General features: G+C 40.8%; 23 protein-coding genes. 17 read left to right on the forward strand and 6 right to left on the reverse strand.

The window, feature by feature from the left end; all coding sequences use genetic code 11:
- The first annotated feature begins 20 nt into the window (after positions 1 to 20).
- From PSH41_RS12125 to PSH41_RS12145, 5 genes are all read left to right on the forward strand, one after another.
- Entirely contained in the window at positions 21 to 1,061 is a 1,041-nt protein-coding gene (locus PSH41_RS12125) for a Glu/Leu/Phe/Val family dehydrogenase (RefSeq protein WP_024033350.1), read from the forward strand.
- A 154-nt stretch (positions 1,062 to 1,215) separates the two neighbouring features.
- Complete coding sequence (locus PSH41_RS12130; protein WP_128581605.1) at positions 1,216 to 1,854, forward strand: chloramphenicol acetyltransferase; 639 nt, start codon at positions 1,216 to 1,218, stop codon at positions 1,852 to 1,854.
- Between the two features lie 355 nt (positions 1,855 to 2,209).
- Positions 2,210 to 5,098 carry a ligand-binding sensor domain-containing diguanylate cyclase gene (locus tag PSH41_RS12135; RefSeq protein WP_337939740.1) on the forward strand — a complete coding sequence of 963 codons (2,889 nt, stop codon included), beginning with the start codon at positions 2,210 to 2,212 and terminating at the stop codon, positions 5,096 to 5,098.
- Between the two features lie 58 nt (positions 5,099 to 5,156).
- Complete coding sequence (locus tag PSH41_RS12140) at positions 5,157 to 5,981, forward strand: M90 family metallopeptidase (RefSeq protein WP_004588146.1); 825 nt, start codon at positions 5,157 to 5,159, stop codon at positions 5,979 to 5,981.
- A 97-nt stretch (positions 5,982 to 6,078) separates the two neighbouring features.
- Entirely contained in the window at positions 6,079 to 9,255 is a 3,177-nt protein-coding gene (locus tag PSH41_RS12145; protein WP_055254993.1) for an amidohydrolase family protein, read from the forward strand.
- A 141-nt stretch (positions 9,256 to 9,396) separates the two neighbouring features.
- Here the strand turns inward: PSH41_RS12145 and PSH41_RS12150 are convergent, their stop codons facing one another.
- On the reverse strand, positions 9,397 to 9,765 hold the full coding sequence (locus PSH41_RS12150; protein WP_004588144.1) for a hypothetical protein: 369 nt from the start codon (positions 9,763 to 9,765) through the stop codon (positions 9,397 to 9,399).
- Positions 9,766 to 9,915: 150 nt separating this feature from the next.
- On the opposite strand from PSH41_RS12150, the gene PSH41_RS12155 reads away from it, so the two are divergent.
- Positions 9,916 to 10,668, forward strand: a complete 753-nt coding sequence (locus PSH41_RS12155) for a Nif3-like dinuclear metal center hexameric protein (RefSeq protein ID WP_055254995.1) — start codon at positions 9,916 to 9,918, stop codon at positions 10,666 to 10,668.
- Positions 10,669 to 10,679: 11 nt separating this feature from the next.
- Here PSH41_RS12155 and PSH41_RS12160 read toward each other — a convergent pair whose 3' ends face one another.
- Both PSH41_RS12160 and PSH41_RS12165 read right to left on the reverse strand, forming a co-directional pair.
- Positions 10,680 to 11,444, reverse strand: a complete 765-nt coding sequence (locus PSH41_RS12160) for a YdcF family protein (RefSeq protein ID WP_273589112.1) — start codon at positions 11,442 to 11,444, stop codon at positions 10,680 to 10,682.
- A gap of 51 nt (positions 11,445 to 11,495) precedes the next feature.
- On the reverse strand, positions 11,496 to 12,383 hold the full coding sequence (locus tag PSH41_RS12165; protein ID WP_004588141.1) for a LysR substrate-binding domain-containing protein: 888 nt from the start codon (positions 12,381 to 12,383) through the stop codon (positions 11,496 to 11,498).
- Between the two features lie 178 nt (positions 12,384 to 12,561).
- Here PSH41_RS12165 and PSH41_RS12170 point away from each other — a divergent pair, with 178 nt between their 5' ends.
- Positions 12,562 to 12,684 carry a hypothetical protein gene (locus PSH41_RS12170; protein WP_273589111.1) on the forward strand — a complete coding sequence of 41 codons (123 nt, stop codon included), beginning with the start codon at positions 12,562 to 12,564 and terminating at the stop codon, positions 12,682 to 12,684.
- Positions 12,685 to 12,837: 153 nt separating this feature from the next.
- Here the strand turns inward: PSH41_RS12170 and PSH41_RS12175 are convergent, their stop codons facing one another.
- Positions 12,838 to 15,207 (reverse strand): bifunctional diguanylate cyclase/phosphodiesterase, encoded by a 2,370-nt coding sequence (locus PSH41_RS12175; protein WP_273589110.1) that lies wholly within the window; start codon positions 15,205 to 15,207, stop codon positions 12,838 to 12,840.
- A gap of 213 nt (positions 15,208 to 15,420) precedes the next feature.
- Between PSH41_RS12175 and pyrC the strand changes: the two genes are divergently transcribed.
- The 9 genes from pyrC to PSH41_RS12220 all read left to right on the forward strand — a co-directional run bounded on the left by pyrC (position 15,421) and on the right by PSH41_RS12220 (position 24,080).
- A complete protein-coding gene (gene pyrC, locus PSH41_RS12180; protein WP_055254999.1) occupies positions 15,421 to 16,470 on the forward strand; it encodes a dihydroorotase in 1,050 nt (349 codons plus the stop codon).
- Positions 16,471 to 16,934: 464 nt separating this feature from the next.
- Positions 16,935 to 17,138, forward strand: a complete 204-nt coding sequence (locus tag PSH41_RS12185) for a cold-shock protein (protein WP_004588138.1) — start codon at positions 16,935 to 16,937, stop codon at positions 17,136 to 17,138.
- 864 nt (positions 17,139 to 18,002) lie between these two features.
- Entirely contained in the window at positions 18,003 to 18,773 is a 771-nt protein-coding gene (locus PSH41_RS12190) for a DUF3450 domain-containing protein (protein WP_004588137.1), read from the forward strand.
- Between the two features lie 7 nt (positions 18,774 to 18,780).
- Positions 18,781 to 20,145 carry a MotA/TolQ/ExbB proton channel family protein gene (locus tag PSH41_RS12195; RefSeq protein WP_004588136.1) on the forward strand — a complete coding sequence of 455 codons (1,365 nt, stop codon included), beginning with the start codon at positions 18,781 to 18,783 and terminating at the stop codon, positions 20,143 to 20,145.
- On the forward strand, positions 20,145 to 20,669 hold the full coding sequence (locus PSH41_RS12200) for a MotA/TolQ/ExbB proton channel family protein (RefSeq protein WP_004588135.1): 525 nt from the start codon (positions 20,145 to 20,147) through the stop codon (positions 20,667 to 20,669). The genes PSH41_RS12195 and PSH41_RS12200 overlap by 1 nt, the downstream gene beginning before the upstream one ends.
- Before the next feature lie 14 nt (positions 20,670 to 20,683).
- Positions 20,684 to 21,088, forward strand: a complete 405-nt coding sequence (locus tag PSH41_RS12205; protein ID WP_004588134.1) for an ExbD/TolR family protein — start codon at positions 20,684 to 20,686, stop codon at positions 21,086 to 21,088.
- Positions 21,088 to 21,702: an energy transducer TonB gene (locus tag PSH41_RS12210; RefSeq protein ID WP_004588133.1), complete on the forward strand. Its 615-nt coding sequence runs from the start codon at positions 21,088 to 21,090 to the stop codon at positions 21,700 to 21,702. Before PSH41_RS12205 ends, PSH41_RS12210 begins: the two co-directional genes overlap by 1 nt.
- A gap of 11 nt (positions 21,703 to 21,713) precedes the next feature.
- On the forward strand, positions 21,714 to 22,973 hold the full coding sequence (locus PSH41_RS12215; protein ID WP_004588132.1) for a tetratricopeptide repeat protein: 1,260 nt from the start codon (positions 21,714 to 21,716) through the stop codon (positions 22,971 to 22,973).
- A gap of 63 nt (positions 22,974 to 23,036) precedes the next feature.
- Positions 23,037 to 24,080, forward strand: coding sequence for a hypothetical protein (locus PSH41_RS12220; RefSeq protein ID WP_273589109.1), 1,044 nt, complete (start codon positions 23,037 to 23,039; stop codon positions 24,078 to 24,080).
- 4 nt (positions 24,081 to 24,084) lie between these two features.
- Here PSH41_RS12220 and PSH41_RS12225 read toward each other — a convergent pair whose 3' ends face one another.
- Together PSH41_RS12225 and PSH41_RS12230 are read right to left on the reverse strand one after the other, a co-directional pair.
- Positions 24,085 to 24,417 (reverse strand): TraR/DksA C4-type zinc finger protein, encoded by a 333-nt coding sequence (locus tag PSH41_RS12225; RefSeq protein WP_273589108.1) that lies wholly within the window; start codon positions 24,415 to 24,417, stop codon positions 24,085 to 24,087.
- Positions 24,418 to 24,474: 57 nt separating this feature from the next.
- Entirely contained in the window at positions 24,475 to 25,455 is a 981-nt protein-coding gene (locus PSH41_RS12230; protein WP_054983096.1) for a tRNA-dihydrouridine synthase, read from the reverse strand.
- Positions 25,456 to 25,682: 227 nt separating this feature from the next.
- Between PSH41_RS12230 and PSH41_RS12235 the strand changes: the two genes are divergently transcribed.
- Entirely contained in the window at positions 25,683 to 26,168 is a 486-nt protein-coding gene (locus PSH41_RS12235; RefSeq protein ID WP_273589107.1) for an HvfA family oxazolone/thioamide-modified RiPP metallophore, read from the forward strand.
- Positions 26,169 to 26,226: the final 58 nt, after the last annotated feature.

The following is a 26,226-nucleotide window of genomic DNA, read 5'->3' on the forward strand; positions in this document are numbered from 1 at the left end:
ACTATTTTGGAGTAATTACAGTGGCTGTGTTTAATCAAGCTGAATTTGATAACCACGAACAAGTGGTTTTTTGTTCTGACGAAGCGTCAGGTTTAAAAGCAATTATTGCCGTACATAATACTAACCTTGGCCCTGCTGTTGGTGGTTGTAGGATGTGGGACTATGCCAACGATGAAGATGCCGTTTACGATGTTTTACGCCTCTCAAAAGGGATGACCTATAAAAATGCGGTTGCTCGCCTACCGTTTGGTGGTGGTAAATCAGTTATTATTGGCAATGCAAAAGAGATTAAATCAGAGCAGTTATTTCGAGCTTTTGGTCGTCAATTAGAGCGATTAAATGGCCGTTACTATTCTGCCGAAGATGTAAACATTACATGTGATGACGTTGCTTTAATGAATAAAGAAACGAATTATGTGCTGGGCTTGGAAGGAAAAAGCGGTAACCCGTCACCTTTTACAGCTTACGGTACGTTTTTAGGAATTAAAGCGGCATTACAGCACCAACGTGGGCATCAAGATTTTGCGGGCATTAAAGTGGCTGTACAAGGTTTAGGTGCGGTCGCCTATGGTTTATGTAAGCATTTAGCCCAAGCTGGTGCAAAATTATTTGTAACAGATATCAATCAAGATGCTGTAGAGCGGGTAGTAAATGACTTTGGCGCTACGGCGGTGGGTATTGATGAAATTTACGACCTTGATGTTGATGTATACGCACCTTGTGCATTAGGTGCCACCATTAATGATGAAACCATTGCACGTATTAAGGCAACCATTATCGCTGGGTGTGCTAATAATCAGCTAGCGCAGTCTCGTCACGGTGAAGTACTTCGTGAAAAAGGTATTTTGTATGCACCCGATTACGTTATTAATGCTGGTGGCATTATTAATGTGTATTACGAAACTGCACCACAAGGCTACAGTGAGGCGGCCTCTAATAAACATGTTGAAGGTATTTTTGATACCTTAACCGAAATATTCACCCGTAGTGAAAAAGAGCAAAAATCAACGCATTTGATTGCCGATGAGTTAGCGCAAGAGATAATTCAAAACGGCCTGTAAATTTACCCGTTTATTTAAACTAAGGCGTACAGTGGTACGCCTTTTTTGTTTATACTCTGTGGCGTGGTAGTTTTTGTGGCCAAGACCCTAAAGGCATTGCGGCCTAATCGTTAACGACAAGCTTATGGATATTATGACTGATACAAACGCCTTAATGGAGCCCATCGACCTTGATACATGGCCTCGCCAACAACACTTCGAATTATTTAAAAACTTTACCCAGCCATATTTTAATGTGTGCGTAACACTTAACGCCAAGCCTTTATTTGAATATTGTAAACAAAATAAACTGTCTTTTTTTCAAGCATATGTGCATGCCACATTAAAAGCTTGCCACGCTTATAACCCGATTATGCTAAGAATTATTAATGACCGTCCATGGCGCTTAAAGCAAGTAAGAGCCAGTGTGGTCGAGCTTGCTAGCGATGATTCGTTTATATTTAGTTACTTTAATTATTCGCCTTGCCTCGAAGAATTTGCTCAGCACGCCACAGCTATAAGCGCCAATGCTAAATCTCAACCGTTATTTTCTCAGGCGTTTAATCAAACCGAAGGGCAGGCCGATTTGATACATATATCGGTTTTACCTTGGCTTAATTTTAGTAGTTTTTCGCATGCCTTTAGTGAAGGAAAAAGTTTAGGTATTCCTAAATTTGTGTTTGGTCATTACGATAAAACCACGGGCCTGATGCCGTTTTCGATTGATGTGCATCATTCGCTAATGGACGGTTTACACGTCGCAGCGTTTATAAACGTATTACAAAACAATATTGACGACTTTTGTAAAGATTAATCGAATTTAGTTAATGCAATGTATTTATTTGCTATGGTAGTATTTTTAGTTAGATAGGCGATATAAGTTAATTTGTAACGATTAGCTGATACGTTTACGACATTAAGTTTTAGCGACTTATTTAAGGTGCTTTTTAGCACGTATTATTAGTTGTTTACGCTATTGTTTAGTTTTAATTAACGCGCTTTTAGCGCTTAAACAAACCCTAGTGTATTCACCCAATGCGTATAGGGATTTTAACGCTTTGTTGGAGCGCACAATTTTGGTGTGCTCAGTGCCAAGTAAATTCTTTCCTACTCCTTTTAAATAACGATAAAACGCTTACACACAAGTAAAAGAATAACTAAGGCAGTTGATGATGAGACAATTAAGCATTATATGTTCTTTTTTCGTCATGTTTTTATGTGAAGCCCAAGAGCAAACCCGTTTACCGTTAAGTGATTATTTTTCTGAAACATGGAATACCCGCTCTGGATTGCCACACAACAGTATTAATAGCGTTACGCAAACCCAAGATGGCTACTTATGGGTTGCTACATGGGAAGGTTTGGCACGTTTTAATGGCCAAGAGTTTACAATATTAACCCGTGCTCATATTAATAACTTACCCGACTCGGGTTTAAGGGCACTCACTCCCACAAATAGTGGTGGGTTATACATAGCGGGGTCGCGCGGAGGAATTAGCTTATATCAACATAGGCAGTGGGATACCAAGCGATCAGCATCAACCATGGTTAATCATTTAATTGAAAGTGCTGATCAAAGCCTATGGTTAGCTCTTGAAAACGACGGCGTGTTTTATCGTGAGCATAACAGCGATACCGACCTTGCAATTATTAAAAATGTGAGTGCTTATCGCGTTATAGAAGATCACGATGGGGTTATTTGGGCAGCAACTAGTGCAGGCCTTTATAAAATACACAACAAAATACCGACTTTAATGACGCCACACTTTGGTTTACCAAATGCACCTGTCTATAACTTATTAATTACCCGTGGTGGCTCGCTTATTGTAGGAAGCGAAAAAGGCGCGTGGATCAAAACCAATGCGCAGTTTCAGCCAATACATGAAAAGCTTAGCAATGAATCTATTTCTAGCTTATTAGAGGATAACCATGGAGATTTATGGTTTGGCACAATTAATAAAGGGGTGTTTAGGTTATCGCCCGATGGCGTAGAGCAGTTAGATGCCAATAACGGATTACCCGCCAACCGTATTTTATCTTTGTTACAAGATAGAGAAAACAGTATTTGGATTGGCACAAACGCCGGATTGTTTCGCCTGCGTGAGTCGCCGTTTTCATCGTGGACCCAAAAAAGAGGTTTAGCGGGGGATTATACCCGCACAGTGCTTTCTCACTCCGATGGCAGTTTATGGGTGGGGGGAAGCTCTGGCTTAAATATAATAAAAAATAATCGCGCTACCTTGGTTTCAGGCTCTAAACAAAGCAGTCCTTATTCTGTGCTCAGTTTACACGAAGCACCCGACGGTAGTGTGTGGGCAGGTACGTATACCTCAGGTGTTTTAAAAATAGTTAATAATACCTTTACGCCGTTTATTAATCGTAGCACTGGCCTTGGGAGTAACGAAGTAAGGGCTTTATTATTTGATTCTAAAAACCGTTTGTGGATAGGCTCTGCTATGGGGCTGACGCGCATCAATGAAGATGACAGCTTAAATCAATTTACAAATAAAAAAGACTTACCAAGTGGGTTTGTACTTGCACTTAGTGAAGATAACGCAGGCAATATTTGGGTAGGCACCGGCAATGGGGTGGTGGTATTTGATATTGTTAGTGAGCAATTTACAACGGTTGAATTCCCCCGTGAGTTTTCTGCGCAATATGCGTTTGGGTTTTATATTGATGATACCTATACCTGGATGGCCACAGATAGAGGCTTAGTGCGCTATGAGCTAACAAGCGGAAAAATGGCCATGCTTGGCTTAGAGCAAGGTTTACCTATCGATAAACTATTTCAAGTGGTGCCGCACAATGGCTCATTTTGGCTCTCGAGCAACCGCGGAATTATTCAAATCGATAAAAATCATATACAGCAAATCCTCGACGCTCCCGCGAGCGCTAAAGCACCCGTTCTTAACTATCAACTGTATGATGAAGGCGATGGGATGTTAAGTGCACAGGCCAACGGAGGTTCAACCCCTTCGGCTGTAACGCATAACGATGGGAGTATTTGGTTTGCAACCGCAAAGGGGGTGAGTACCGTAAAACCAGCGCGCTTACAAGCATCAACGCAAATTGCGCTGCCGACCATTATTGAAAATATTTTTGTAGATGGTAAGCCTATTGCGCTTCCGCTTGAAGGGGAGTCGGTATTTTTGCCTCCGGGGGTTTCTCGTTTATCGTTTCATTATGCAGGGCTGAGCTTTATTATGCCGCAGCGATTAAATTTTCAAACCCAATTAAAGGGCTTTAACGATAAATGGGTTAATCGCCAACATATGACCGGTGCTGAGTACACTAACTTACCGCCTGGGGAATATACCTTTATGGTACGAGCAAGTTACCCTAACGCACAGTGGCAAGATAATCAGCAAGCTGTAAATATTGTAATTCAGTCATTTTTTTGGCAAAAACCGCAATTTAAGTTTGCAGTATTTGTATTATTTTTAATGGTTATTTTTGCTATATACAAATACCGTTTATACCACTACAAAAAAATAGAAATAGAGTTGACTAATCGCGTAGAAAAACAAACCCAAGACCTACAAACGCAAGCCAATGCGTTTGCATACCAAGCAACGCACGACCAACTTACCGACATGCCTAACAGGCGTGCTTTTGATAGCTGGCTTGCCCATAACTTCGCCACTTACAAACAGCAAAACCGGCCGCTAGCCATAGCTATACTGGATATTGATCACTTTAAGCGGATTAACGATAACTGGTCGCATATTATTGGTGACAAAGTGATTTGTACTATTGCAGAGCTGCTTAAAAATGGCTGCCAAGAAAACCAGCATATAGCACGCTGGGGCGGTGAAGAGTTTACAATTGTTTTTGCAGATAAAACCGCCGGCGAAGCAAAAATCATATGCGAAGCACTGCGCGAGAGCATTGCACAGCATGACTTTTCTGCCATGGGTGAGGGGTTAAGTGTAACAGCCAGTTTTGGCTTGTCTGACTCAACCAACGTCGGTGATTACGACCGCCTTTTATCGCGGGCAGATCAAGCATTATACAAAGCTAAAAATAGCGGACGAAATTGCACAGAAATTATCTGATTGAAAATGAGTGCATGTGCACATATTAATAAGAGACTAACTTATTTTGGATGTCCCCATGATAAACGGGCTACTCATTTTTGCTTTGGCTATTTTTGTTGTAATTTATTGGCGCTGGCAGGCACTACAAAACTGGCTTTGGAATAAAAAATATAAAAACGCGGTTTTAAACTCTCAACAAAAAGAAATACTCCTTCGTTGCATGCCTATCTATAAAAAGATGACGGATAACGACAGAGCCAAGCTTGAGCGCCACATAATATGGTTTTTAAATGAAAAGCGCTTTTTAGGCCGAGACGGACTAAAGCTAACCCCCGCCATGAAGCTGATAGTTGCTGCCGATGCCTGTGTGTTAGTGCTTAATAAACCTTGGCCACTTTATAAAAACGTAAAAGAAATTTTGCTCTACCCCAGTGCGTATTATGCGCCGCAATCTACACGAGATAGTGCTGGGCTGGTTAGTTACCACAACGCGGTACGCTTAGGTGAGTCGTGGCCTGGTGGCACGTTAGTGCTAAGTTGGCACGATGTACTTGAAGGCAACCGTTTACCAAGCGATGGCCATAATTTAGTGTTTCATGAATTTGCCCACCAGTTAGACCAAGAAACCGGAAAAACCACTGGCACTCCATTATTAAAAACCCCCAATGCTTATAAAGAGTGGGCCCGAGTGTTTAGCCGTGCATTTGTGCAGTTAAAAAGTCATGTTGCTTATAACATGCCTCACGTTATTCATAGTTATGGGGCCACCAACGAGGCTGAGTTTTTTGCAGTACTCACAGAGACCTTTTTAGAAAAGCCGGCGCAGCTTAGGCAACACGACCCTGAAATTTATAGAATGCTGGTGGATTACTACCAATTTGACCCCATAGTTTGGCATTAATTTTTGGTACTTGGTCTGATAACGCTGGCAAGTTAGCGCTGTTTTTGTTGCAATCGTGTTAGAGAGTTTAACTGCAATAATAACAAGCGAGAAATGCATGAAAAAAATGCTTCACACTGCACTGGCTTTATCAGTCGCCCTTGCAATAGGTCAGCCGCACGCAAACGAAGAGCAAGAAAAGTGGCAGGTAGACTCACCAAAAGGTGAGTTTGTAGATGCAACCATTAGCACAGAGCAAGGCACATGGATGAACATTGATGTTAGTCCTGATGGCAACACGTTGGTGTTTGACTTACTTGGCGACATTTACACTATGCCTATAAGCGGAGGTGAAGCAACTAAACTCACCTCAGATATTGCTTGGCAAATGCAGCCTCGCTTTAGCCCTGATGGTAAACACATTGCGTTTACCTCAGATCAAGGCGGTGGTGATAATATTTGGGTTATGGATGTTGATGGTAGCAATCAACACGCTGTGACTGACGAAACCTTTAGACTTTTAAACAGCCCCGCATGGAGCCCTGATGGCGACTACCTTGTCGCACGCAAACACTTTACCGCTAGTCGCTCACTAGGGGCTGGAGAAGTGTGGCTTTATCATAAAGCGGGTGGTAAAGGTGTTCAGCTTACTAAACGTGAGAACGACCAAAAAGACTTAGGTGAGCCAATGTTCTCACCAGATGGCCGCTATGTTTATTTTTCTCATGACGCGACACCAGGTAAAACCTTTCACTATTCTAAAGATTCTGTTGCCGGTATTTATAAAATTAAGCGCTACGATAGAGAAACAGGCGAAATAGAAACCATAATACAAGGCATGGGCGGTGCGATAAGACCCACACCTTCACCTGATGGTAAAAAGCTTGCCTATATAAGACGTGATGACTTTCAAACAAGCTTGTACTTATACGACCTAACCAGTGGCGAGCACACCAAGCTTTATGACAAGCTTGAACGCGATATGCAAGAAACCTGGGCTATTCATGGTGTGTATCCGACCATTGCGTGGACCCCAGATAACGAAGAACTGGTGTTTTGGGCTTCCGGTTCAATACATAAAATTGCTGTTGATGATAAAGCTGTTGCGCGTGTTCCCTTTAAAGTAAACACCAGTAAAAAAATACAAACCGCGGTACGCTTTACTCAAAATTTAGATACCGATGAGTTTGATGTAAAAATGTTGCGCAACGTGCAGGTTAGCCCCGATGGTGAAACTGCGATTTTTGAAGCATTAGGTTATATTTATAAACGCGATTTAGACTCTGGTAAAATTAAGCGCTTAACCAAACAAACTGATCATTATGAGCTGTTCCCGCAGTACTCCCGCGATGGGAAAAAGATTGTTTACACCACGTGGAGTGATACTAAGCAAGGCACTGTACGCGTTGTCTCTGCCCGAAGCGGGCGCGGCGAGGCGATAACCCGCGAGCCGGGTAAATACGTTGAGCCTACTTTTAGTCCTGACGGCAAAACAATCGTTTATCGTAAAGCCACCGGCGGAAGTATTTTAAATCCTAAGTGGTCACTCAACCCAGGTATTTATAAAGTAAGCGCAAAAGGGGGAGAGAGCGAGCTTATTTCTAAAAGTGGTTATCAACCTCAGTTTGGTAGCGCCAATGACCGTGTATTTATCATGAGCCCTTGGCCTAAGCCTACCTTAAGTGTTGTGGAGCTTGAAACTAAAAACGTTCGTAAACTTTACGAATCTGAGCATGCGACTGAATTTCGAGTCTCACCAGATGGTAAATACTTAGCGTTTGCTGAGCGTTTTAAAGTATTTGTTACCCCGCTGGTAGAAAGCGGCTCACCTATCACAATAAGCCCTAAAGATAACCAGTTTCCTATTGAGCAGTTATCTGTGCGTGCGGGTGAAAATATAAGTTGGAGTGCTCAAAGTAACACTCTCTACTGGAGCTTAGGGCCCGAGCTATACCATGCAAGCCTTGATGGTATGTTTGCTATTGATAAAGCCGATGATGCCGACTTTAAAGTAAAAAGCGGTGAGAATATTAGCTTTAGTAAAAAAATGGCTGCACCAAAGGGCATGATTGCGCTAAAGGGCGCCAACATTATTACCATGAAGGGTGAGCAAGTCATTGAAAATGGCGTCATTATCACAGACGGTAAACGCATAAAAGCAATAGGTACTGCTGATGAGGTAACGATCCCCAAAGGGGCTGAAATTATCGATGTAGCAGGTAAAACAATTATGCCTGGGATTGTTGATGCGCATGCCCATGGCTCACAAGCCAGCGATGAAATTATTCCTCAGCAAAACTGGAAAAACTATGCCGGTTTAGCGTTAGGTGTCACAACAATTCATGATCCATCAAACGATACCTCTGAAATATTTACCGCCAGTGAAATGCAAAAAGCCGGCATGATTGTCGGGCCACGTATTTTTTCTACCGGCACCATTTTATATGGAGCAAATATGCCTGGTTACACCTCGCATATTGATTCGCTAGATGATGCTAAATTTCATTTAGAGCGTCTTAAAAAAGTTGGGGCGTTTAGTGTTAAATCGTACAACCAGCCACGCCGTGAGCAGCGCCAACAAGTTATTGAAGCAGGGCGTGAGCTTGAGATGATGGTTGTGCCAGAGGGCGGCTCACTGCTACAACATAACTTAAGTATGGTTGTTGATGGGCATACGGGCATTGAACACTCAATTCCGGTTGAGCATATTTACGATGATATAAAACAATTATGGTCGCAAAGTGATGTTGGTTATACCCCAACGCTTGTTGTCGCCTATGGCGGAATTTGGGGAGAAAACTACTGGTACGATAAAACGGATGTGTGGAATCACCCGCGTTTAAGTAAGTTTGTGCCTAAAAATCAGCTGTTGCCACGTGCTATGCGCCGAGTAAAAGCGCCCGATCATCACTATAACCACTTTAATAACGCCCGCGTTGCTAAAGAGCTGCAAGATTTAGGTGTACTGGTAAATTTAGGTGCTCACGGACAACGCGAGGGCTTAGGTGCACATTGGGAAATGTGGATGTTTGCTCAAGGCGGTATGAGTTCACTTGAAGCAATTAGAGCCTCTACGCTTGACCCTGCTAAATACTTGGGACTTGATAAAAATATAGGCTCGCTAGAAGTAGGTAAGCTTGCCGATTTAATTGTTATTGATGGCGATCCGCTGAAAAATATTCGCGATTCAGATAAGGTCGATTACACCATGATCAATGGGCGCTTATTTGATGCAAGCACAATGAACGAAGTGGGTAAAAAGCAGCGAAAACCACTTTATTTTGAAAAGCTATAATTGTAATACACGTTTAAAAAGCGGCTATTAGCCGCTTTTTTTTAGCTCAAAATAAATTATTTAATAAAGCGAATTGATAGAAGGTGATAAACAGGCATAAAAAAACCGCTTAACGCGGCTTTTTTATCAATCACATGTTGTTTAAACAACACCGCGCGGTAAGCGACAGTCGTGATCTTTACTTGCAAGCTCAACAATCCAAAGCTCTTCAGCTGTGTAGCCGTCTTCGCTTTGTGTTACAACAGTAAACGGCGCTGTTTTTTGTGCTTTAACAGGCGCAGCAGCTTTAGTTTTAGTTTTTTTCGCAGGCGCTTTTTGCTCAGCTTGTGCAGGCGATTTGCCAGAGCTTAATTCTTTCGTTAGCTCTGCTACATCAGCTAGGCGTAAGTTTTTGCCACCATCGATGCTGTACCAGCCAGGTTTTGTAGTAATTTCAGGTTTTTTACCGTTGGCAGCTTCATATGCAGCTTCAAAGGCAGATAAAACTTCTGTTTTGTCTAGTTTGCTCATCAGAGACCCTATACGTTGTGAACACAGATAAAGAAGCCGTATTTATACCTATTTTCCAACTGTTTTTCAATTTTTTGCGATTTTCCTTCCATTTTAGCCCCATAAACGCCAAAATTTGCACAAAATTCAGTGCTGAGTAAGGTAATAAGTATGCAACGTAGAGAATTTAACCAACTGTTAAACGACATTTTAAAGCCTCACACAATTAAAGATTTTTGTCCTAATGGGCTGCAAGTCGAAGGTAAAAATGAAATCAGAACGATTGTTACGGGGGTGACTGCAAGCCAAGCACTCATTGATGCAGCAATAGAAAAAAAAGCCGATGCTGTTTTGGTTCACCACGGTTATTTTTGGAAAGGTGAATCGCAACCTATTACAGGCATGAAAAAACGCCGTATTGGGGCTTTGTTAGCGCACGATATTAATTTATTTGCCTATCATTTACCGCTTGATATTCACCCTGTTATAGGTAACAACGCCCAGCTTGCTAATTTGCTCGATATTGAAATAGAGACAGGGCTTGAACCCGTTACTAATAGCGTTGCTATGAAAGGACGGTTAAAAACTCCGCTTACAGGTAGCGAGTTTGCAAATAAAATAGCCAAAGTTTTAAACCGCGAACCTTTAAGTAGTGTTGTACGCGATGAAAAAATTAACACCATTGCCTTGTGTACAGGAGGCGGGCAAGGTTATATCGATTTAGCAGCAGAGCAGGGGATTGATGCATACCTAACGGGTGAAGCCTCAGAGCAAACTATTCACAGCTCGCGAGAGCAAAATATAGACTTTTTTGCAGCAGGGCATCATGCAACCGAGCGTTACGGAATTAAAGCCCTTGGTGAACTACTTGCTAAAGAACATGGTTTTGATGTGAGCTTTATAGATATAGATAACCCAGTATAAATTTATATACTCTACAGCGCCTCTGGGTTTATCCAGCGGCGCATACTTATCCAAGCATTCCCAATCACTTCATGGGCATATTGCGTTACTACACGTAATGCCTCAGCATTTGGTATAAATTGTTTATACAAAGGTAAAGCCGCAAAATTGTGATAATCCGTAGCGGCAGGAATTACCTCAATGCCTTGGGCATTAAACAGGTTTATTGAGCGCGGCATGTGTAGCACAGACGTAACCAGTGCAACCTTAAAATCAACGAGCTTAGGCGCGAGTAGTTTGGCTTCTGCGGCTGTATCCATCGCCTGTGGGTTTTGTTTTATGCGGTTTTTACTCACCCCTAAATTTATTGCTGTTTGGCTCATTAACGCGCTATTGGTTACTTTATTATAGCCACCGCCAGATACGATAAGCGTTGCATTAGGGTATTTTTTTGCAAGCTTAACCCCTTCTACCAAGCGAGTAAGCGCACAGTTTCCTAGCTGATTATTAGCGCTTAAAGCGGGGTTAGGGTTTATGTCGCAACCCAGTACAACAATTTTATCAAGGGTTGGGTGTTTTAGTGCATTAAAAGCCAATGACGCGGGCTCATTGTTTTTAATCAGTTGATGCGCAGCAAACGGCGTACTTAACACTAAAAGCGCCAATAGACTTAAGCTTGCGATCACTAAAGCAGACTTACGTGCACGAAACGCCAAAACTAGCATTACAAACGCAAGTAAACCAAATAGTGGTAGCGGCATAATTAAGCCACCTAATAATTTTTTTAATTCAAACATAACAAGCAACATAAAACACAATAGGCCTTATGTTACTTATTAGTTTGTGATTTATCGACCGTTATTTTGCTTACAGGTATTTAAAAAATGGCGATAAACGGGGTTGTCTTTCATGTCTTTTTTCATTGCTAGGTACATAGGGCGGGTTAGGCCTAGTGCACCAAGCGGGATAGATTTAATTAAACCTTGGCTTTCGTAAGGTGTTACCAACCAATCAGGCAGCGCTGCTACACCCATTCCTGCACTCACTAGCTGAAAAATTAATAAGCCTTGATCTACATTTTTTAAGGTGCCGTCAAAGCGGGCATTTTGAATAAAGTGTTTAAATATATCTTGTCGCTCGCGCGGAATAGGATACGAAATAATGGTTTCGTTTTTTAAATCAAGCGCCGTTACATATGCTTTTTTAGCTAGGTCGTGATCAGGGGCGACGATAAGCTTTAATTTAAAATCAAATAAGTGAGCGTATTCAAGTTTATCAGGATCGCGTATATCTGAGGTCAATACTAAGTCGAGCTCATCGTTGAGTAAATCTGGTATAGCGTCGTAGCTAAAGCCGCGTTCGTAGTCAATTTTAATATCTGGCCAAAAATTATTAAATTCTTTAATAGTAGGAAGCAGCCAATGAAAACACGCATGGCATTCAACACTTAAGCGCAGTTGGGAAATAGGTTGATTAAGGCTTTCTTTTAAACGGCACTTAGTGGCTTCTACTTTAGGTAAAACTTCGTTGGCAAGTTCGAGTAATAGCATTCCTTGTGGCGTAAAGCGCACAGGTTGCGTTTTTCTTTCAAATAATTGGCAGTCTAATTTGTTTTCTAAGTCTTTAATTTGATGAGATAAAGCTGATTGCGTTAAAAATAATTCGCGGGCTGTATTAACTAACGATCCGGTGTCTTTTAATGTCGCAATAGTTTTAAGGTGTTTTATATCAATCATCTTTAATAATTCTCAAGGGAAAAGTGAGTTTGGCTCAGATTGACTACATACTACGCCTTTACAAAAAACGTTTCAACGTCTAGATGGCTAAAATAATCGATTAATTACTAAAATAACCCCTTAAAGTTAAATTAACTAATGTGGGTACTTTAGTTGCTACTGGTTTGATGAGTTTGGCATGAGTTTAGCTCAAGTTGTTTTGTTGGGTTATGCAGCGGCTGTTAAAAGCGCGTTATGGGCAGGGCAGCTTAATAAATGGCATTGGTTTTTAAGAGGGGTAAGTAATTATAACAACACGTAATAACAGGTCTGTTTTTAATGGGCTAAAGCTTAAACAGTAATAATATGTTTTATTGCTTTAAAACTTGAGCGCTTAAATAAACGAATGGGTATTACGGGGCTTACTTTTTACACCTTTTTGGTTGTGAAAAAGTAAGCCTTTGGATAACAGCTACTACAGGGGTTTGTGGATAAGCTTAATGGCGTGTTGTGCTGTAACTGGTTTTGACTTTAAAAAGCCTTGCCCGTAATTACATTGAGTGGCTTGTAAAATATTTAGTTGTTCTTGCGTTTCGATTCCCTCAGCCACAACTTCAAAGTTTAGTGATTGTGCTAATGAGAGAATGGCCTCTACTAACGGGTTATTGGTTTTGTTGAGGTGATCGATAAAGCTTTTATCTATTTTTAAAATATGAATAGGTAATTGGTGTAAGTAACCAAGTGCTGAGTATCCAGTACCAAAGTCATCTAAGCATAACTTCACTTTAAGTGGGGCTAGCCCTTCTATTATTTGGGTTGCTAAATCAAGGTTAGCAATAAGTCCTGATTCAGTAATTTCTAAACACAATGACCCTAAAGGCAGTTGGTATTTATTATACAGTGCGTGAACTTGGGCAACAAAGTCGAGACTGGCAAAATGACGCGATGACACATTGACCGTTACTTTTAAAAAGCGATGCCCTAATGTGTGCCAGTGCGCAATATGTTGTGCAGCGAGGTCAAGCAAGTGCAAATCGAGGTTAATAATTTGCCCGGTGGTTTCGGCTATCGGAATAAACTCATTTGGTGGCACAAACCCTTTTTTAGGATGGTGCCATCTCACTAATGCCTCAAAGCCGACAACTTCACTTGTCGCTATAGTAAAAATAGGTTGAAAATAAAGCTCAAATTCGTTGTGTTCAATGCCGTGTTGTAAGTCGTTTTCTATATCGGCATGTGTTTTGAGCTTTTTACGCATGGTGTTATTAAAAAACTTAACTTGGCCACGCCCGCTTGATTTAGCTTCGTACATAGCGGCATCGGCTTGCTGTAATAACAAATAGGCTTTATCGTCGCTGCTTTCGCTAAAGGCGATGCCAATGCTGGTTGATGCTTGCAATAAATGACTATCCACATTAAGTGGCTTAGCAAGGGCTGTGTTTATTCGTTTTAACGCTTCGCTAACCTGGTTTCGGTGCGTGATGTTTTCCATAAAAATAGCAAATTCGTCGCCACCAAGGCGTGCAAACGTATCAGTGTTTCTTACGGTGCCTTTTATGAGCTCACAAATTTTAATTAAAAAATGATCGCCAACCTCATGCCCAAGCGAATCATTAATACTTTTAAATCGATCAAAATCTAAATAAAGCAAGGCATGGCTCGTGCCTTTTTTAACACGCGATAAACGCAAAATTGCATGTTTAATACGCTCAATAAGTAACGAGCGATTAGCGAGGCCTGTTAGCTCATCATGCAATGCTTTGTGTTCAAGCTCTTGCCTTGCAAGCTGCCTATCTATGGCCATACTAATTTGCCTACTTACGTAGGTTAAAAGGGCGCTGTCGTGTTCGTTGTAATGCAGCTTTTTATCGTAACTTTGAACAACAATTACACCGCTCATTCTATCATTTGCTTTAAAAGGCACACCCAGCCAGGATTCAGAAAGACGGCCAACAAGTTTAAAGTCGCCGTTATTTATATGTTGCTGATAATCATTTTGATTTAATAGCAGTACACGGTCTGATTTTAGTAAGTAATACGAAGCTGTATCTTTTAATTGCTCTTTTGATATTTTTTTGTGGGCGTGCGTTTGAATGCCTTCTTCAACGATGTAAACCAAATCGAGTATGTCTACTTGCTTATCGTAAAGGGCAATAAAAAAGTTATCTGCAGGGAGTAAGCTATTTATTATGCTGTGAAGAGATTCAAAAAAGGTATCTAGGTTACTGGCTTTATAGGTTAAGTTAGCTATTTGCAGTAAGCTGTTTTCAAGCTTTTGCGCATCATTTAACTGTTTTACTGTGTGCGTTAAGCTATTGACCGTGTTTACTTGGTTTAGCTTAGCACTTAATAAGTGCGCAACCGTGGTTAATATTTCTAAATGGGCGTTTGTGAAGTAGTTTTTTATTGGATGTTCACAATCAATAACCCCTAAAACATGATCCTTGTATATAAGTGGCACACATAACTCTGATTGAGCAGGGCGCTCATCAGCAATGTAGCGAGGGTCTTGCGTTACATCGCCAATAATAATAGCTGTGCCTGTGCGGGCAACATAACCGGTTATACCTTCGTTAAAGCCAATAACTTTGCGCTCTGCTTGGTATTCGTCTCTGGCGTGGGTTATGCCCATAGAAGCGACTTGATTTAGCTGTAAACGTGTTTCATCAGCCAGGTAAATAACACAATCAACAAACCCTAGGCGGTTTACTACTTGAGTGGTTACGTACTCAAATAACTCTTCTAGGGTATCGAGCTGTAATAAGCTTGAGGAAAACTGATTTATTATGCTCAGCTGTTCAGTTTTAACTTCGAGCGCTTTATAGGTATCGATATGATTCGACATAGGGTAATTTTATTCTTTTTATTTGTATTAGCACCGATAAGTTAACCCAAATTTAAAGCATGTTCAAAATAAAACGCTTAAACGGGTGTAATCGTCGTTAAACTTAACCCAATAGTATTTTGCAGCACTCATAAAGGGGAATAGTTTAGATAACACTTTACTAGATCTTTCCATATGCCTATGATCGGATAAATTCAGCCGTGGAAAAAAGTAATGAGCATTAATACCGATTCAAAAAACACATTAACCATAACTCGTCCTGATGATTGGCATGTCCATTTACGTGATGGTGAGCAACTTAAAGATACAGTACGCGATATTAGCCGCTACATGGGCCGCGCCATCATAATGCCAAACCTTGTACCGCCAGCAACGAGCACTGATTTAGCGCTAGCTTATCGAGAGCGAATTATGGCAGCGGGGCCGCAGGGCAACTTTGAACCCTTAATGGTGCTTTACCTAACCGATAAAACCACACCTGAAGAAATTAAAAAAGCCAAAGCAACGGGTAAAATTGTTGCTGCCAAGTTGTACCCAGCAGGGGCAACCACTAACTCAGACTCTGGGGTTACATCAGTAAAGAATATTTACCCTGTATTAGAAGCGATGCAAGACGTGGGCATGCTGTTATTAGTGCATGGTGAAGTGACTGATTCATCAATAGATATTTTTGACCGTGAAAAAGTATTCTTAGAGACGATTTTAGGCGATGTTGTCGCTGATTTTCCAAATCTGAAAATAGTGCTAGAACACATTACGACAAAAGACGCCGTTGATTTTGTAACAGCCGCGCCGCAAAATGTGGCGGCAACTATTACCGCGCATCACTTATTGTACAACCGTAATCACATGTTAGCTGGTGGCATACGTCCGCATTATTACTGTTTACCTATTTTAAAGCGCAATATTCACCAACAAGCGTTAATGGCGGCAGCTATAAGTGGAAATAAAAAGTTCTTTTTAGGGACTGACTCAGCACCACATTATAAAGATAAAAAGGAAGCGGCATGTGGTTGTGCCGGCGCCTATACAGCACATGCTGCGATTGAACTTTACGCCGAAGCCTTTGAAGAGGCAGGCGCACTGGATAAACTTGAGGGCTTTGCAAGCCATTTTGGGCCTGACTTTTACGGCCTTGCCCGTAACACAGATACAATTACCCTAGAGAAAAGGCCTTGGCAAGTCCCTGCAAATTACACGCTTGGTGACTCACAAGTCGTGCCTATTAAAGCAGAAGCTACGATTGACTGGCAGGTTAAGTAAACTGCTTTAAATTAGCATTGTATTAAAGCCGTATAGCTTGCTGTACGGCTTTTTATTTGCTTGAAATTCAATCTTTACGCGAGTTTTAACGCTCTTTACGAGGTACTTTATTTGTTAAGCTAAGCTGTTATACATGAATTGTTACAATTACGAGTAAAAAAGCTGTCGTTTTTTGTTCAATTTTAGCTTTAAAAATAAACACTTACATATAATGCTTTATTTATTTTTGTTCTGAGTAAATAAATCTTAATTAATAGAGCCAAAAAAAAATTAATGTGTTAACCTTAACTTGCTTTGAGTTTTTGCGTATTGAATTTACGGATATTGTGCTGCGTTTAAGGTTACCGGTTAGGTTAAAACTTGTTCCTGTACTATACCTCCAGAATTTTGGGCACTGACTCAGGGAGGATATAGCCATAATAATATGGCTGAATTTTAATTATTGACTTACAGGAAAATTTAGTATGTCGGTTACTGGTAAAGTAAAATTTTTCAACGAAGCTAAAGGCTTTGGTTTCATTGAACAAGAAAATGGTCCTGACGTGTTTGTACATTTCAGCGCAATCACTGGTTCTGGTTTTCGCACTCTTAGCGAAGGTCAAGCAGTGACTTTCAGCATCAAACAAGGTCAAAAAGGCCCTGAAGCTGAGAACGTAGAAGTAGCATAATTTTAATTATGTGAACCTTAGTTCATCTTGGTGAAGCAGTTTTCTGTTTCACCATAATTCCTCAAAATCTTCCTCATTGTTTTTATACTCTCTAATATTGTTTGTTCACTCCCTAATACAGTCAAACGTTAAAATTTACTTCTCGCTATAGCTTCAAACACGTTTAACATATTTGCCATTTAAATAGTTAAAAACCCTGTTTAATAGCAACGCCGCTTCAATACACTTACAGCTCATAATCTGCATACTTTCAGCAAGGTTAAACAATACATTTACCACACGCATAGTGTGTATTAAAAACCGTGTAATTAACTGAGTGTTTTACTGGCTTTAATAAGGCTTAACTTGGGCTTAGCAAAGTTAAAGCCATTAACTTAAATGCAGTAATATTTATACATCATCTCAAAACCACTTTCGAATTGTTGTATTTTTATACGATGAAGCGCAGGATTTGTAAGTTAAGATGTGTTTTTAGCCTAATTTAACCAAATCTAGTTCATCAAATTGTCACATTTTTATTATTTTTGTTTTTTTTTAAGGTGCAATTCAGTTTTGTTTGGATGTTGCATTTTTGTTTCATGTAAGTGTCTAATTTTTAACTAGTGTTTAATTTTAAAGGGGCTATATAATGCTAAAACGGCTTAATGATGGTTGCATTTATGTTAACAGTATTTTTTGTAATACTTTAGTTTTAGCTTTTTCAAGGTATTTATTTACTTAGAATAGCTAACATCAAGTTGACAGGGCGTATTGCATTTAGCATTATTGGAGGGTTGATATCTATTAAAAGATATCAGGGTTGTCATCCTTAATAAGGTTGATAATTAAATTATAAAAGTAACATTACTTAATTGGTTGGGAACTATGTCTGTTAAAATCAGAAAGAGTCTTGTAGCATCTGCGTTGGTTGGCGCTTTTGCATTTGCAAGCAGCAATGTGATTGCAGATCCTTTGAATGACGTGCAAAAAGCAGGTCAGCAAATTCAAAAGGCTGCTGTTAAGTCTCAAACTAAAATTGACAACGTATACGGTCAAACTCAAGAGCTAATCGCTGAGTACCGTAGTATTGTTGATGAGACTGAACTTATGAAAGTGTACAACGATCACGTAGCACGTTTGGTCGCTGACCAAAATGCGTCAATCGAATCGTTTGACCGTCAAATCGCTACTATCGACAACACTAAACAAAACGTTGTGCCTTTGATGTATCGCATGATCGATACGCTTGAGCAATTCATCAAAGCGGACGTTCCGTTCAATCTTGATTCTCGTCTTGCTCGTGTAGAAAGACTTCGTGAAATCATGGCTTCTGCGTCTGTAACGACGTCTGAGAAATTCCGCCAAGTTCTTGAAGCATACACAGTTGAAACTGCTTACAGCTCGGCTGTAACTGCTTCTCAAGGTACTTTAGAAGTTGATGGTAAAAACATTAACGTTGATATCGGTCGTTTAGGTCGTATCACTTACGTAGCACAATCTTTTGACTTAAAACACGCTTGGGTGTGGGACAACAACACTAAAGAGTGGAAAGAATTAGGTGAAGAATACCTAAAACCAGTTAAAGAAGTGATTCGTATGGCGCGTAAGCAAGCGACACTAGAACTTGTTAAACTACCAATCTTTGGCGCGGAGTAATCGAATAATGAAGAAACTATTTAAAGGTTTTGCTGTTGCAGCAGTACTATCTGTTTCTGCAGGTACCGCGCTTAATGCACATGCAAATACTGATGCTTTAGATAAAATTCTTGAGCAAGTAAAGCAAGAACGTATCTCTGAAGGTAAAATCAATAAGCAACGTGAGCAAGAGTTCTTATCAGAACGTGCTGACAAGCAAGCATTACTTAACAAAGCAAAAAGCCAATTAGCGTCTGAAAAAGCACGCGGTGACAGCTTAGCTAAGCAATATGCACAAAACGAAAATACATTAGCTGAAAAAGAGCAAGCGCTTCAAAACGCACAAGGTACTCTTGGTGAAATGTTTGGTGTTGTACGTCGTGCAGCGCAAGACGCTATCGGTTCTATCGAAGCTTCACTAGTAAGTGCTGAAAAGCCAGGCCGTGCAGAAGTACTTCGTTCATTAGCAGCTGCTAAAGAGCTTCCAACAGTTCGTGAACTTGAAGAACTTTGGATTGCACTTCAAACAGAAATGACTGAGTCAGCAAAAGTTTCTACTTTTGAAACTGAAGTGTCAGGTCTTGACGGCAACTCTACAGTTAAGCAAGTAACACGTATTGGTAACTTTAACTTAGTTACTGACGAAGGTTACTTAATCTACTCGCCAGAGACAAAATCTATTCAGCCTTTAGGTAAACAACCTGATAGCTACATTTTAGATGGTATCTCTGCTCTTGAAGGTACTTCTTCTGACAATTACGCTGGCGTATATATTGACCCGACTCGTGGTGCAATCTTACGTATCAACACGCAGAAGAAAACGCTTATGGAATACTACGAGCAAGGTGCTGAAGTTGGTTACATCATCACAGTTTTATTAGCTGTTGGTCTACTAATCTTCTTAGTACGTTTCGTTGACTTAGCGCTTACTACTTCTAAGATCAAGTCTCAGCTTAAAAACTTGTCTACACCGAATACAAACAACCCACTGGGTCGTATTCTTAAAGTGTACCATGACAACAAGAGCCAAGACGTTGAAAACCTTGAGCTTAAACTTGATGAAGCTATCTTACGTGAAACGCCACGTGTTGAAGCTGGCATCAACATCATCAAGATTCTTGCTGCAATCGCACCGTTACTTGGTCTACTAGGTACAGTAATCGGTATGATCTTAACGTTCCAAACAATCACATTGTTCGGTACGGGCGATCCGAAGATCATGGCTGGTAACATCTCTCTAGCTCTTGTAACTACAGCGCTAGGTCTAATTGCTGCACTACCACTTATCCTACTTCATTCAATTGTTGCAGGTCGTAGTAAGTCAGTATTACATATCCTTGATGAGCAAAGCGCAGGTATCGTTGCTACTCACGCGGAGAAGGAGAAAGCCTAATGCTAGTCCTGATGGAGATATGGGAATCTATCAGGGATTTTGTTGGCACAGGCGGCCAGGTATTATACGTGGTCGCGATAGCACTCTTTCTTATGTGGGTTTTAATGATTGAGCGCTATTGGTTCCTACTTGCTGAATTTCCTCGTTTAACGAAGGATATTGTAGCAAAGTGGGATGCCCGCCAAGACACTACGTCTTGGTACGCACACAGAATCCGTGAAGCATGGATTTCTGAAGCGTCTGAAAAATTAGATCAGCGTATGTTGTTGATTAAAACATTAGTAGCTGTTTGTCCTTTAATAGGCTTACTTGGAACTGTAACGGGTATGATCGCGGTTTTCGAAACCATGGCAACCCAAGGTACTGGTAATGCACGTTTAATGGCATCAGGTATTTCAATGGCAACAATCCCAACAATGGCTGGAATGGTTGCGGCACTATCTGGAGTTTTCTTTAGCTCACGCCTTGAGGCAAGAGCGAGAATGGTGAAAGCCAAACTTGTAGATAGCATGCCTCATCACTAGAGAGAGAATTAAATATGGCACGTAAACAACGTTTTCGTGAAGAAGAAGAAGCAGCGGTAGATATGACGCCAATGCTTGACATCGTATTTATCATGCTTATTTTCTTTATCGTAACTACATCGTTCGTTAAAGAGGCTGGTATCGAGGTCAATAAACCTAAAGCGGCCCAAGCTACGAAGCAAAAAAATGCTAACATTTTTGTTGCTATTCGCAGTGATGGTGCTATCTGGATTGATAAACAGCAAGTTGATGTTGAACGTGTTTCAGCAAAAATCGAAAGTTTATTAGCAGAACAACCTACTGATGTTGTGATTTTGCAAGCTGATAAAGAAGCAAAGCACGGCGTAGTGGTTAAAGTTATGGACCAGATCAAAGCGACAGGTGACAACCTGAGAATTTCAATAGCTGGAGATCAGTAATGATTCGTTTTCTGTTTTCACTGATTGCAGGTGGGGCAGTTACTTTCGGCTTGTTCTACTTCATGGCTTACCTCATCTCTGGTGGGGCTGACCGTAATACTGAACAAAAAGAGCAGATCATAGTCGAAATAATGACGAATCCGCCTGAATCTAAGGTGCAGGAGAGGAAGCGTGTTCCGCCTCCGCCTCCGCCACCGCCAAAGCAGCCGCCTAAACCGCAGCCGCCACAGCCGGAGAATAACAATCCTAACCCTGGTGCTATGTCATTTAACATGGGTAGCATTGATGTAGGAAGTTCGGCTGGTGGACTAAGTGGTCCAGGTGCATTTGGACGAGATGGTGATGCGACACCTATCGTTCGTATTGAACCAAAATATCCAACGCAAGCAGCGCGTGATGGTAAAGAAGGTTGGGTACAACTTTCGTTCACAATTGATGAGTTAGGTGGCGTGACTGACGTTCAAGTTATTGACGCAGAACCAAAACGTATCTTTGACCGTGAAGCTAAACGTGCATTACGCAAGTGGAAATACCGTCCTAAAATTATTGACGGTAAACCACAAAAACAAGTTGGTTTACAAGTTCAACTAGACTTTAAACTTAACCAAGGCTAAGGAGGCGAGTAATGAGAAATTTATCTAAAGTAACTGCTCTTGCAATTCTTATGTCTGTGTCAGGTGCAGCTATAACTGCACCTGTATTAGCAGCGCCGGATTACGCTAAAATTGAAGAGCGTAAAAAAGCCAAGACTAAAATCATGGGCGAGCGTACTGGTAAAAAGGTAATTAAAGCGTTTGACTTGTACAATGAAGACAAAATTGATGAAGCAATTGCCTTGTTAAAAGAGATTGACGCATCTAACGACTTCGATAAAGCGACTGTAAATCGTTACTTAGGTAGCATGTACGCGCAAAAAGAGAAGTACGATGAAGCGATTAAATACTCTAGACAAGCTGTTGCCCCTGATATTTTAAACTTCGCAGATCACGAGCAAACTTTAAAGCTATTAGGTGATTTATACGCAGGTACTGAAAAGTTCCAAGAAGCCAAAAAAGCTTATACAGCTTGGATGGACTTCACCGGCGAAGAAGACCCTAAAGTTTATACTCGTATTGCGCAAGCTAACTATCAGTTAGGTCAGTTTCGTGATGTTTTTAAACCTGCCGACAAGGCAATCTCTTTACAAAAGGAGCCTAACAAGGCCCCTTACCAATTAAAATTAGGTTCTTACTTTGAACTTAAAGATTACGCCAACATGGTGAAAATTGGTGAAGAGATTGTACGTGTTTGGCCAGATGACAAAAAAGCCTGGGTTAGTTTAGGTAAATACTACCTACAAACCGAAGACTACTCTAAAGGTCTAGCGACCATGGAAGTAGCATTCAAAAATGGCTATTTTGAAGCGGAAGTAGATTACAAAGTACTTTCTAACTTTTATTCTTTAAACGAAATTCCATTTAAAGCGGCTAAAACCCTTGAAAATGCGATTAAAGAAGACAAAGTTAAGCGTACTAAGCAAAATGTTAACGCAATTGCTAGTAACTACCACCGTTCTAAAGACATCGAAAAAGCTGCTAAGTACTACGAAGAAGCTGCTAAATTTGACGACGATGCAGAGCTTTACCGCAAAGCAGGATCGTTACTTTTACAATCTGAGAACTTTAGTGCTGCTGTTGTTCGTTTGAACAAAGCGTTAGAGCTTGGCTCTGACAAAAAAGGCACCATTTATTCAGACTTAGCTGAAGCGTACTACTACCAAGCTAAATACAAGCAAGCTTATGCTGCTATTACTAAAGCAATGGACGACCCACGCACACGTAAGTTTGCTAAAGGTTGGTCTACATTTATTAAAGATAAAGCCGCTCGCAACGGTGTTAAAATTTAACTTTAATTTGTTTTAGCAATTATATAAAAAGCCCCTTTGGGGCTTTTTTTATTGGAATTTATAATGAATAAAACGCATCTTTTGTCTGTCCTATTTAGTCTGTTTTTGGTTGCTTGTTCAAAACAACCACCGCCTTTTGAATCTTATGATGCTGCTCAGCAGAGTATTAAAAGTTTAAATACGGCGCTAAAGCCTGTGGGCACTGAAAGTGTATCCACTGAACAAGTACTGCCTTTTTCCTCAGCGTATTTATCGCTTCGTCATCAGATGTATCAGCGCCTACAAACAATGACTCTTTCAAACGCGCAAACACAGCAGCTAAATTACTTAATTATTGCTGAGCGTTTTCCTGAGCGCTTTTTCAGCTGGCCTGCACAGGTCAATGTGTTAGAGAACTTATTATCAGCGCAAATTCAAAGTACTAAGGCTAACGAGGTAATTGAGTGGCTTAAGTTCACTCAAGATCAATTAGATAGTGCGCTGCAAAGCAATTTGAGATTAAACAAGGTTGAATTAAACCTCCTGCAGGGTTACTTACAAACGCCACTATTAAAACAATCTAGCGCAAACGATTTAAAAGCCAAGATTGCAGAGTTTAATGATTACTTGGCCCAGTACAAACCAAGGGGGAGCATTGGCTTACGTGGACTTGCTAATGGCAGTGAATGGTATCAAAGTAAACTAAATTACTTCAGTGGGGCAGTTAAGTCGCCTTTGCAATGGGTTGATACTATTAATCAGCATCTTCAAATTGACTCGCATACTGCGCCTAATTTGAGCTATAACGAGCATCACAGTACTTCGTTTATTAGCCAATACTTAAGCAAGGCGCCAAAAGTAAAAGGGATTGATTGGCAAACTGATTACATGCTGTTGCCCGCTATGGCTAAAAACAGCCATTTGAGCCCAGAAGATAAAATGCTAATGCTTGCGCTAATGGAAACCGATGTGGGCATACACTACCATGCATGGACTTTATCTCAGGCAAAAGTGAACTTAGTAAAACGATTAGCTATTTCACAGCGCGATGCGCAGTATTTAGTTGAAGATAGTGTGCTTTACCCAGGCCAGGCTTTTAGTTTTGCCGAGCAACTATTAACACTTTAAACGCTTATGTGCGCTTTGCGCACATTTCACAGCGCTGTGTTGCAGGGTCTTGTTTAAGTAACCGCTCAGAAATTGCTTCTTCACAATCGCAGCAATAGCCGTATTGACCAATATCAATTTGGCTTATTGCCGCTTCTAATTCTGTCAGCCTATTAACTAAAGTTTGATATTCAGGACCTAAGTGGTAGGTGGCAGTGTCAAGCCATTCGTTATGCTGGCTAGTTAATATAACGTCACGTAGCTTAAGATGGGCAGGGTGTGCTGATTGGCTCAGCATCGCTAATATTACTGATTTAACGTGTGCTATTTCACTGTGCAGTTGTTGCTGATAAAGCATATTGGTATAACCTTCATTTAGCGTTTCGTTATACCGGTATTATCTGAGCTGCGCTGCTTATACGCTATGATTTGAATCAAGTTGCGGAGACTTAGCGTATTTTTTTAAAACCTGTGCTACATCACCTTTTACTTTAAGACGTCTTATTTCATCAAATAGTGCATTAGCTTGTGGGTATTGGCGTTTTAGATAACCCAGCCATTGTTTAGTACGAGAGGCAAAATATTTTTCATCTTGTGTGGGGTCTTGATGAATAGCAGAATGAATCAAATGATAAATTATATGTTCCCACTCTAGGCCATTATATTGTTCATTATTAACATGAGCTTTAATTTTTTTCGCTAAATCAGGGTGAGAAAGGGCACCGCGCCCTAGCATTAAATCGCTACACTGGCTTCGAGTTTGGCAAAGTAGGGCATCCTCCACTTGCCAAATTTCACCGTTGGCAACCACGGCTATGTTTTTACCTTTTATTAGCGGGGGGATTTTTTCCCAGTATGCAGGTGGGTTATAACCATCACGCTTAGTACGGGCATGTATTGCAATACTATCTGCACCGGCGCTTACAACGGCATCTACAATTTCTTGGCTATTGCTATCATCATCAAAGCCCAGGCGTATTTTAGCGCTTACTTGATGTTTACTATCTACCGCATCCCTTACCGCTTTGATTATGTCATACATATGGTCGGGATCTTTTAGCAGAACAGCACCCCCGCGGCTTTTATTTACCGTTTTTGCAGGGCAGCCAAAATTAAGATCTATACCGTGGGAGCCTAATTCGATAGCTCTAACCGCATTTTCTGCTAATACGTCTGCCACTTGCCCTAATAACTGTACGCGCACAGGAGTACCGGCTTTGGTTAAACCGTTATTATTGAGCTCAGGGCAATAGCGATGAAAAACTTTAGCCGGTAAACATTTATCAATTACTCTAACAAATTCTGTTACGCATAGGTCAAAGCCACCAATATTGGTAAGAAGTTGGCGCATTTTAAAATCAACAACACCTTCCATAGGCGCTAAAACAAGTTTCATAGAGTATTTTTATTGAAAAAACGGGTGCGTAGTGTACCTGCAAAGTATGGTTTGATAAAACTTAAATTACTGCCCATATTTGTATGTATAAATTTAAAAGTAAAAAAAATGAAAATAAATGAAAGTTTTTATTTGATAGCGGGTCTATTTAATTATACAAGCAACGCATAATTGACAATAATTAGTTTGCGTTATCTTAATACACACTTATATAAGAGAGTCATACAATGAATACAGTAAAGAAAAACTCAATCGCGTTAACCTTAGGTGCAGTAGTTGTTGGCTCTGCAAGTTTTGCCTCTGCAGATGCACAAGCAAACCCATTTGAATTTCAACAGCTAGTAACCGGATACCAGCTTGATGCGGCAGAAGGTAAGTGCGGTGAAGGCAAATGTGGCGGCGACGCAAAAGGTAAAAAAGAAGGTAAGTGCGGCGAAGGCAAATGTGGCGGTGACGCAAAAGGTAAAAAAGAAGGTAAGTGCGGCGAAGGCAAATGTGGCGGTGAGGCAAAAGGTAAAAAAGAAGGCAAGTGCGGCGAAGGCAAATGTGGCGGCGACGCTAAAGGCAAAAAAGAAGGTAAGTGCGGCGAAGGCAAATGTGGCGGCGACGCAAAAGGCAAAAAAGAAGGTAAGTGCGGCGAAGGCAAATGTGGCGGCGACGCAAAAGGTAAAAAAGAAGGTAAATGCGGCGAAGGCAAATGTGGCGGCCAATAACAGGCTGATTTAAGTACCTGATTTACTCAGATATACGTTATGCTAAAAGGGCCAAAAG

Source organism: Pseudoalteromonas sp. CST2 (assembly GCF_028599385.1).
Lineage (GTDB): Bacteria > Pseudomonadota > Gammaproteobacteria > Enterobacterales > Alteromonadaceae > Pseudoalteromonas > Pseudoalteromonas atlantica.

Bases quoted from the DNA above. Each gene is read 5' to 3' on its own strand.
- PSH41_RS12230 (WP_054983096.1), bottom strand. From the start codon at position 25,455: ATGAAACTTGTTTTAGCGCCTATGGAAGGTGTTGTTGATTTTAAAATG.
- PSH41_RS12130 (WP_128581605.1), top strand. From the start codon at position 1,216: ATGGAGCCCATCGACCTTGATACATGGCCTCGCCAACAACACTTCGAA.
- PSH41_RS12195 (WP_004588136.1), top strand. From the start codon at position 18,781: ATGAAGAAACTATTTAAAGGTTTTGCTGTTGCAGCAGTACTATCTGTT.
- PSH41_RS12205 (WP_004588134.1), top strand. From the start codon at position 20,684: ATGGCACGTAAACAACGTTTTCGTGAAGAAGAAGAAGCAGCGGTAGAT.
- PSH41_RS12185 (WP_004588138.1), top strand. From the start codon at position 16,935: ATGTCGGTTACTGGTAAAGTAAAATTTTTCAACGAAGCTAAAGGCTTT.
- PSH41_RS12175 (WP_273589110.1), bottom strand. From the start codon at position 15,207: ATGTCGAATCATATCGATACCTATAAAGCGCTCGAAGTTAAAACTGAA.
- PSH41_RS12225 (WP_273589108.1), bottom strand. From the start codon at position 24,417: ATGCTTTATCAGCAACAACTGCACAGTGAAATAGCACACGTTAAATCA.
- PSH41_RS12220 (WP_273589109.1), top strand. From the start codon at position 23,037: ATGAATAAAACGCATCTTTTGTCTGTCCTATTTAGTCTGTTTTTGGTT.
- PSH41_RS12145 (WP_055254993.1), top strand. From the start codon at position 6,079: ATGAAAAAAATGCTTCACACTGCACTGGCTTTATCAGTCGCCCTTGCA.
- PSH41_RS12165 (WP_004588141.1), bottom strand. From the start codon at position 12,383: ATGATTGATATAAAACACCTTAAAACTATTGCGACATTAAAAGACACC.
- PSH41_RS12170 (WP_273589111.1), top strand. From the start codon at position 12,562: ATGAGTTTAGCTCAAGTTGTTTTGTTGGGTTATGCAGCGGCTGTTAAA.
- PSH41_RS12235 (WP_273589107.1), top strand. From the start codon at position 25,683: ATGAATACAGTAAAGAAAAACTCAATCGCGTTAACCTTAGGTGCAGTA.
- PSH41_RS12135 (WP_337939740.1), top strand. From the start codon at position 2,210: ATGATGAGACAATTAAGCATTATATGTTCTTTTTTCGTCATGTTTTTA.
- PSH41_RS12190 (WP_004588137.1), top strand. From the start codon at position 18,003: ATGTCTGTTAAAATCAGAAAGAGTCTTGTAGCATCTGCGTTGGTTGGC.
- PSH41_RS12150 (WP_004588144.1), bottom strand. From the start codon at position 9,765: ATGAGCAAACTAGACAAAACAGAAGTTTTATCTGCCTTTGAAGCTGCA.
- PSH41_RS12215 (WP_004588132.1), top strand. From the start codon at position 21,714: ATGAGAAATTTATCTAAAGTAACTGCTCTTGCAATTCTTATGTCTGTG.
- pyrC (WP_055254999.1), top strand. From the start codon at position 15,421: ATGAGCATTAATACCGATTCAAAAAACACATTAACCATAACTCGTCCT.
- PSH41_RS12155 (WP_055254995.1), top strand. From the start codon at position 9,916: ATGCAACGTAGAGAATTTAACCAACTGTTAAACGACATTTTAAAGCCT.
- PSH41_RS12160 (WP_273589112.1), bottom strand. From the start codon at position 11,444: ATGTTTGAATTAAAAAAATTATTAGGTGGCTTAATTATGCCGCTACCA.
- PSH41_RS12200 (WP_004588135.1), top strand. From the start codon at position 20,145: ATGCTAGTCCTGATGGAGATATGGGAATCTATCAGGGATTTTGTTGGC.
- PSH41_RS12140 (WP_004588146.1), top strand. From the start codon at position 5,157: ATGATAAACGGGCTACTCATTTTTGCTTTGGCTATTTTTGTTGTAATT.
- PSH41_RS12210 (WP_004588133.1), top strand. From the start codon at position 21,088: ATGATTCGTTTTCTGTTTTCACTGATTGCAGGTGGGGCAGTTACTTTC.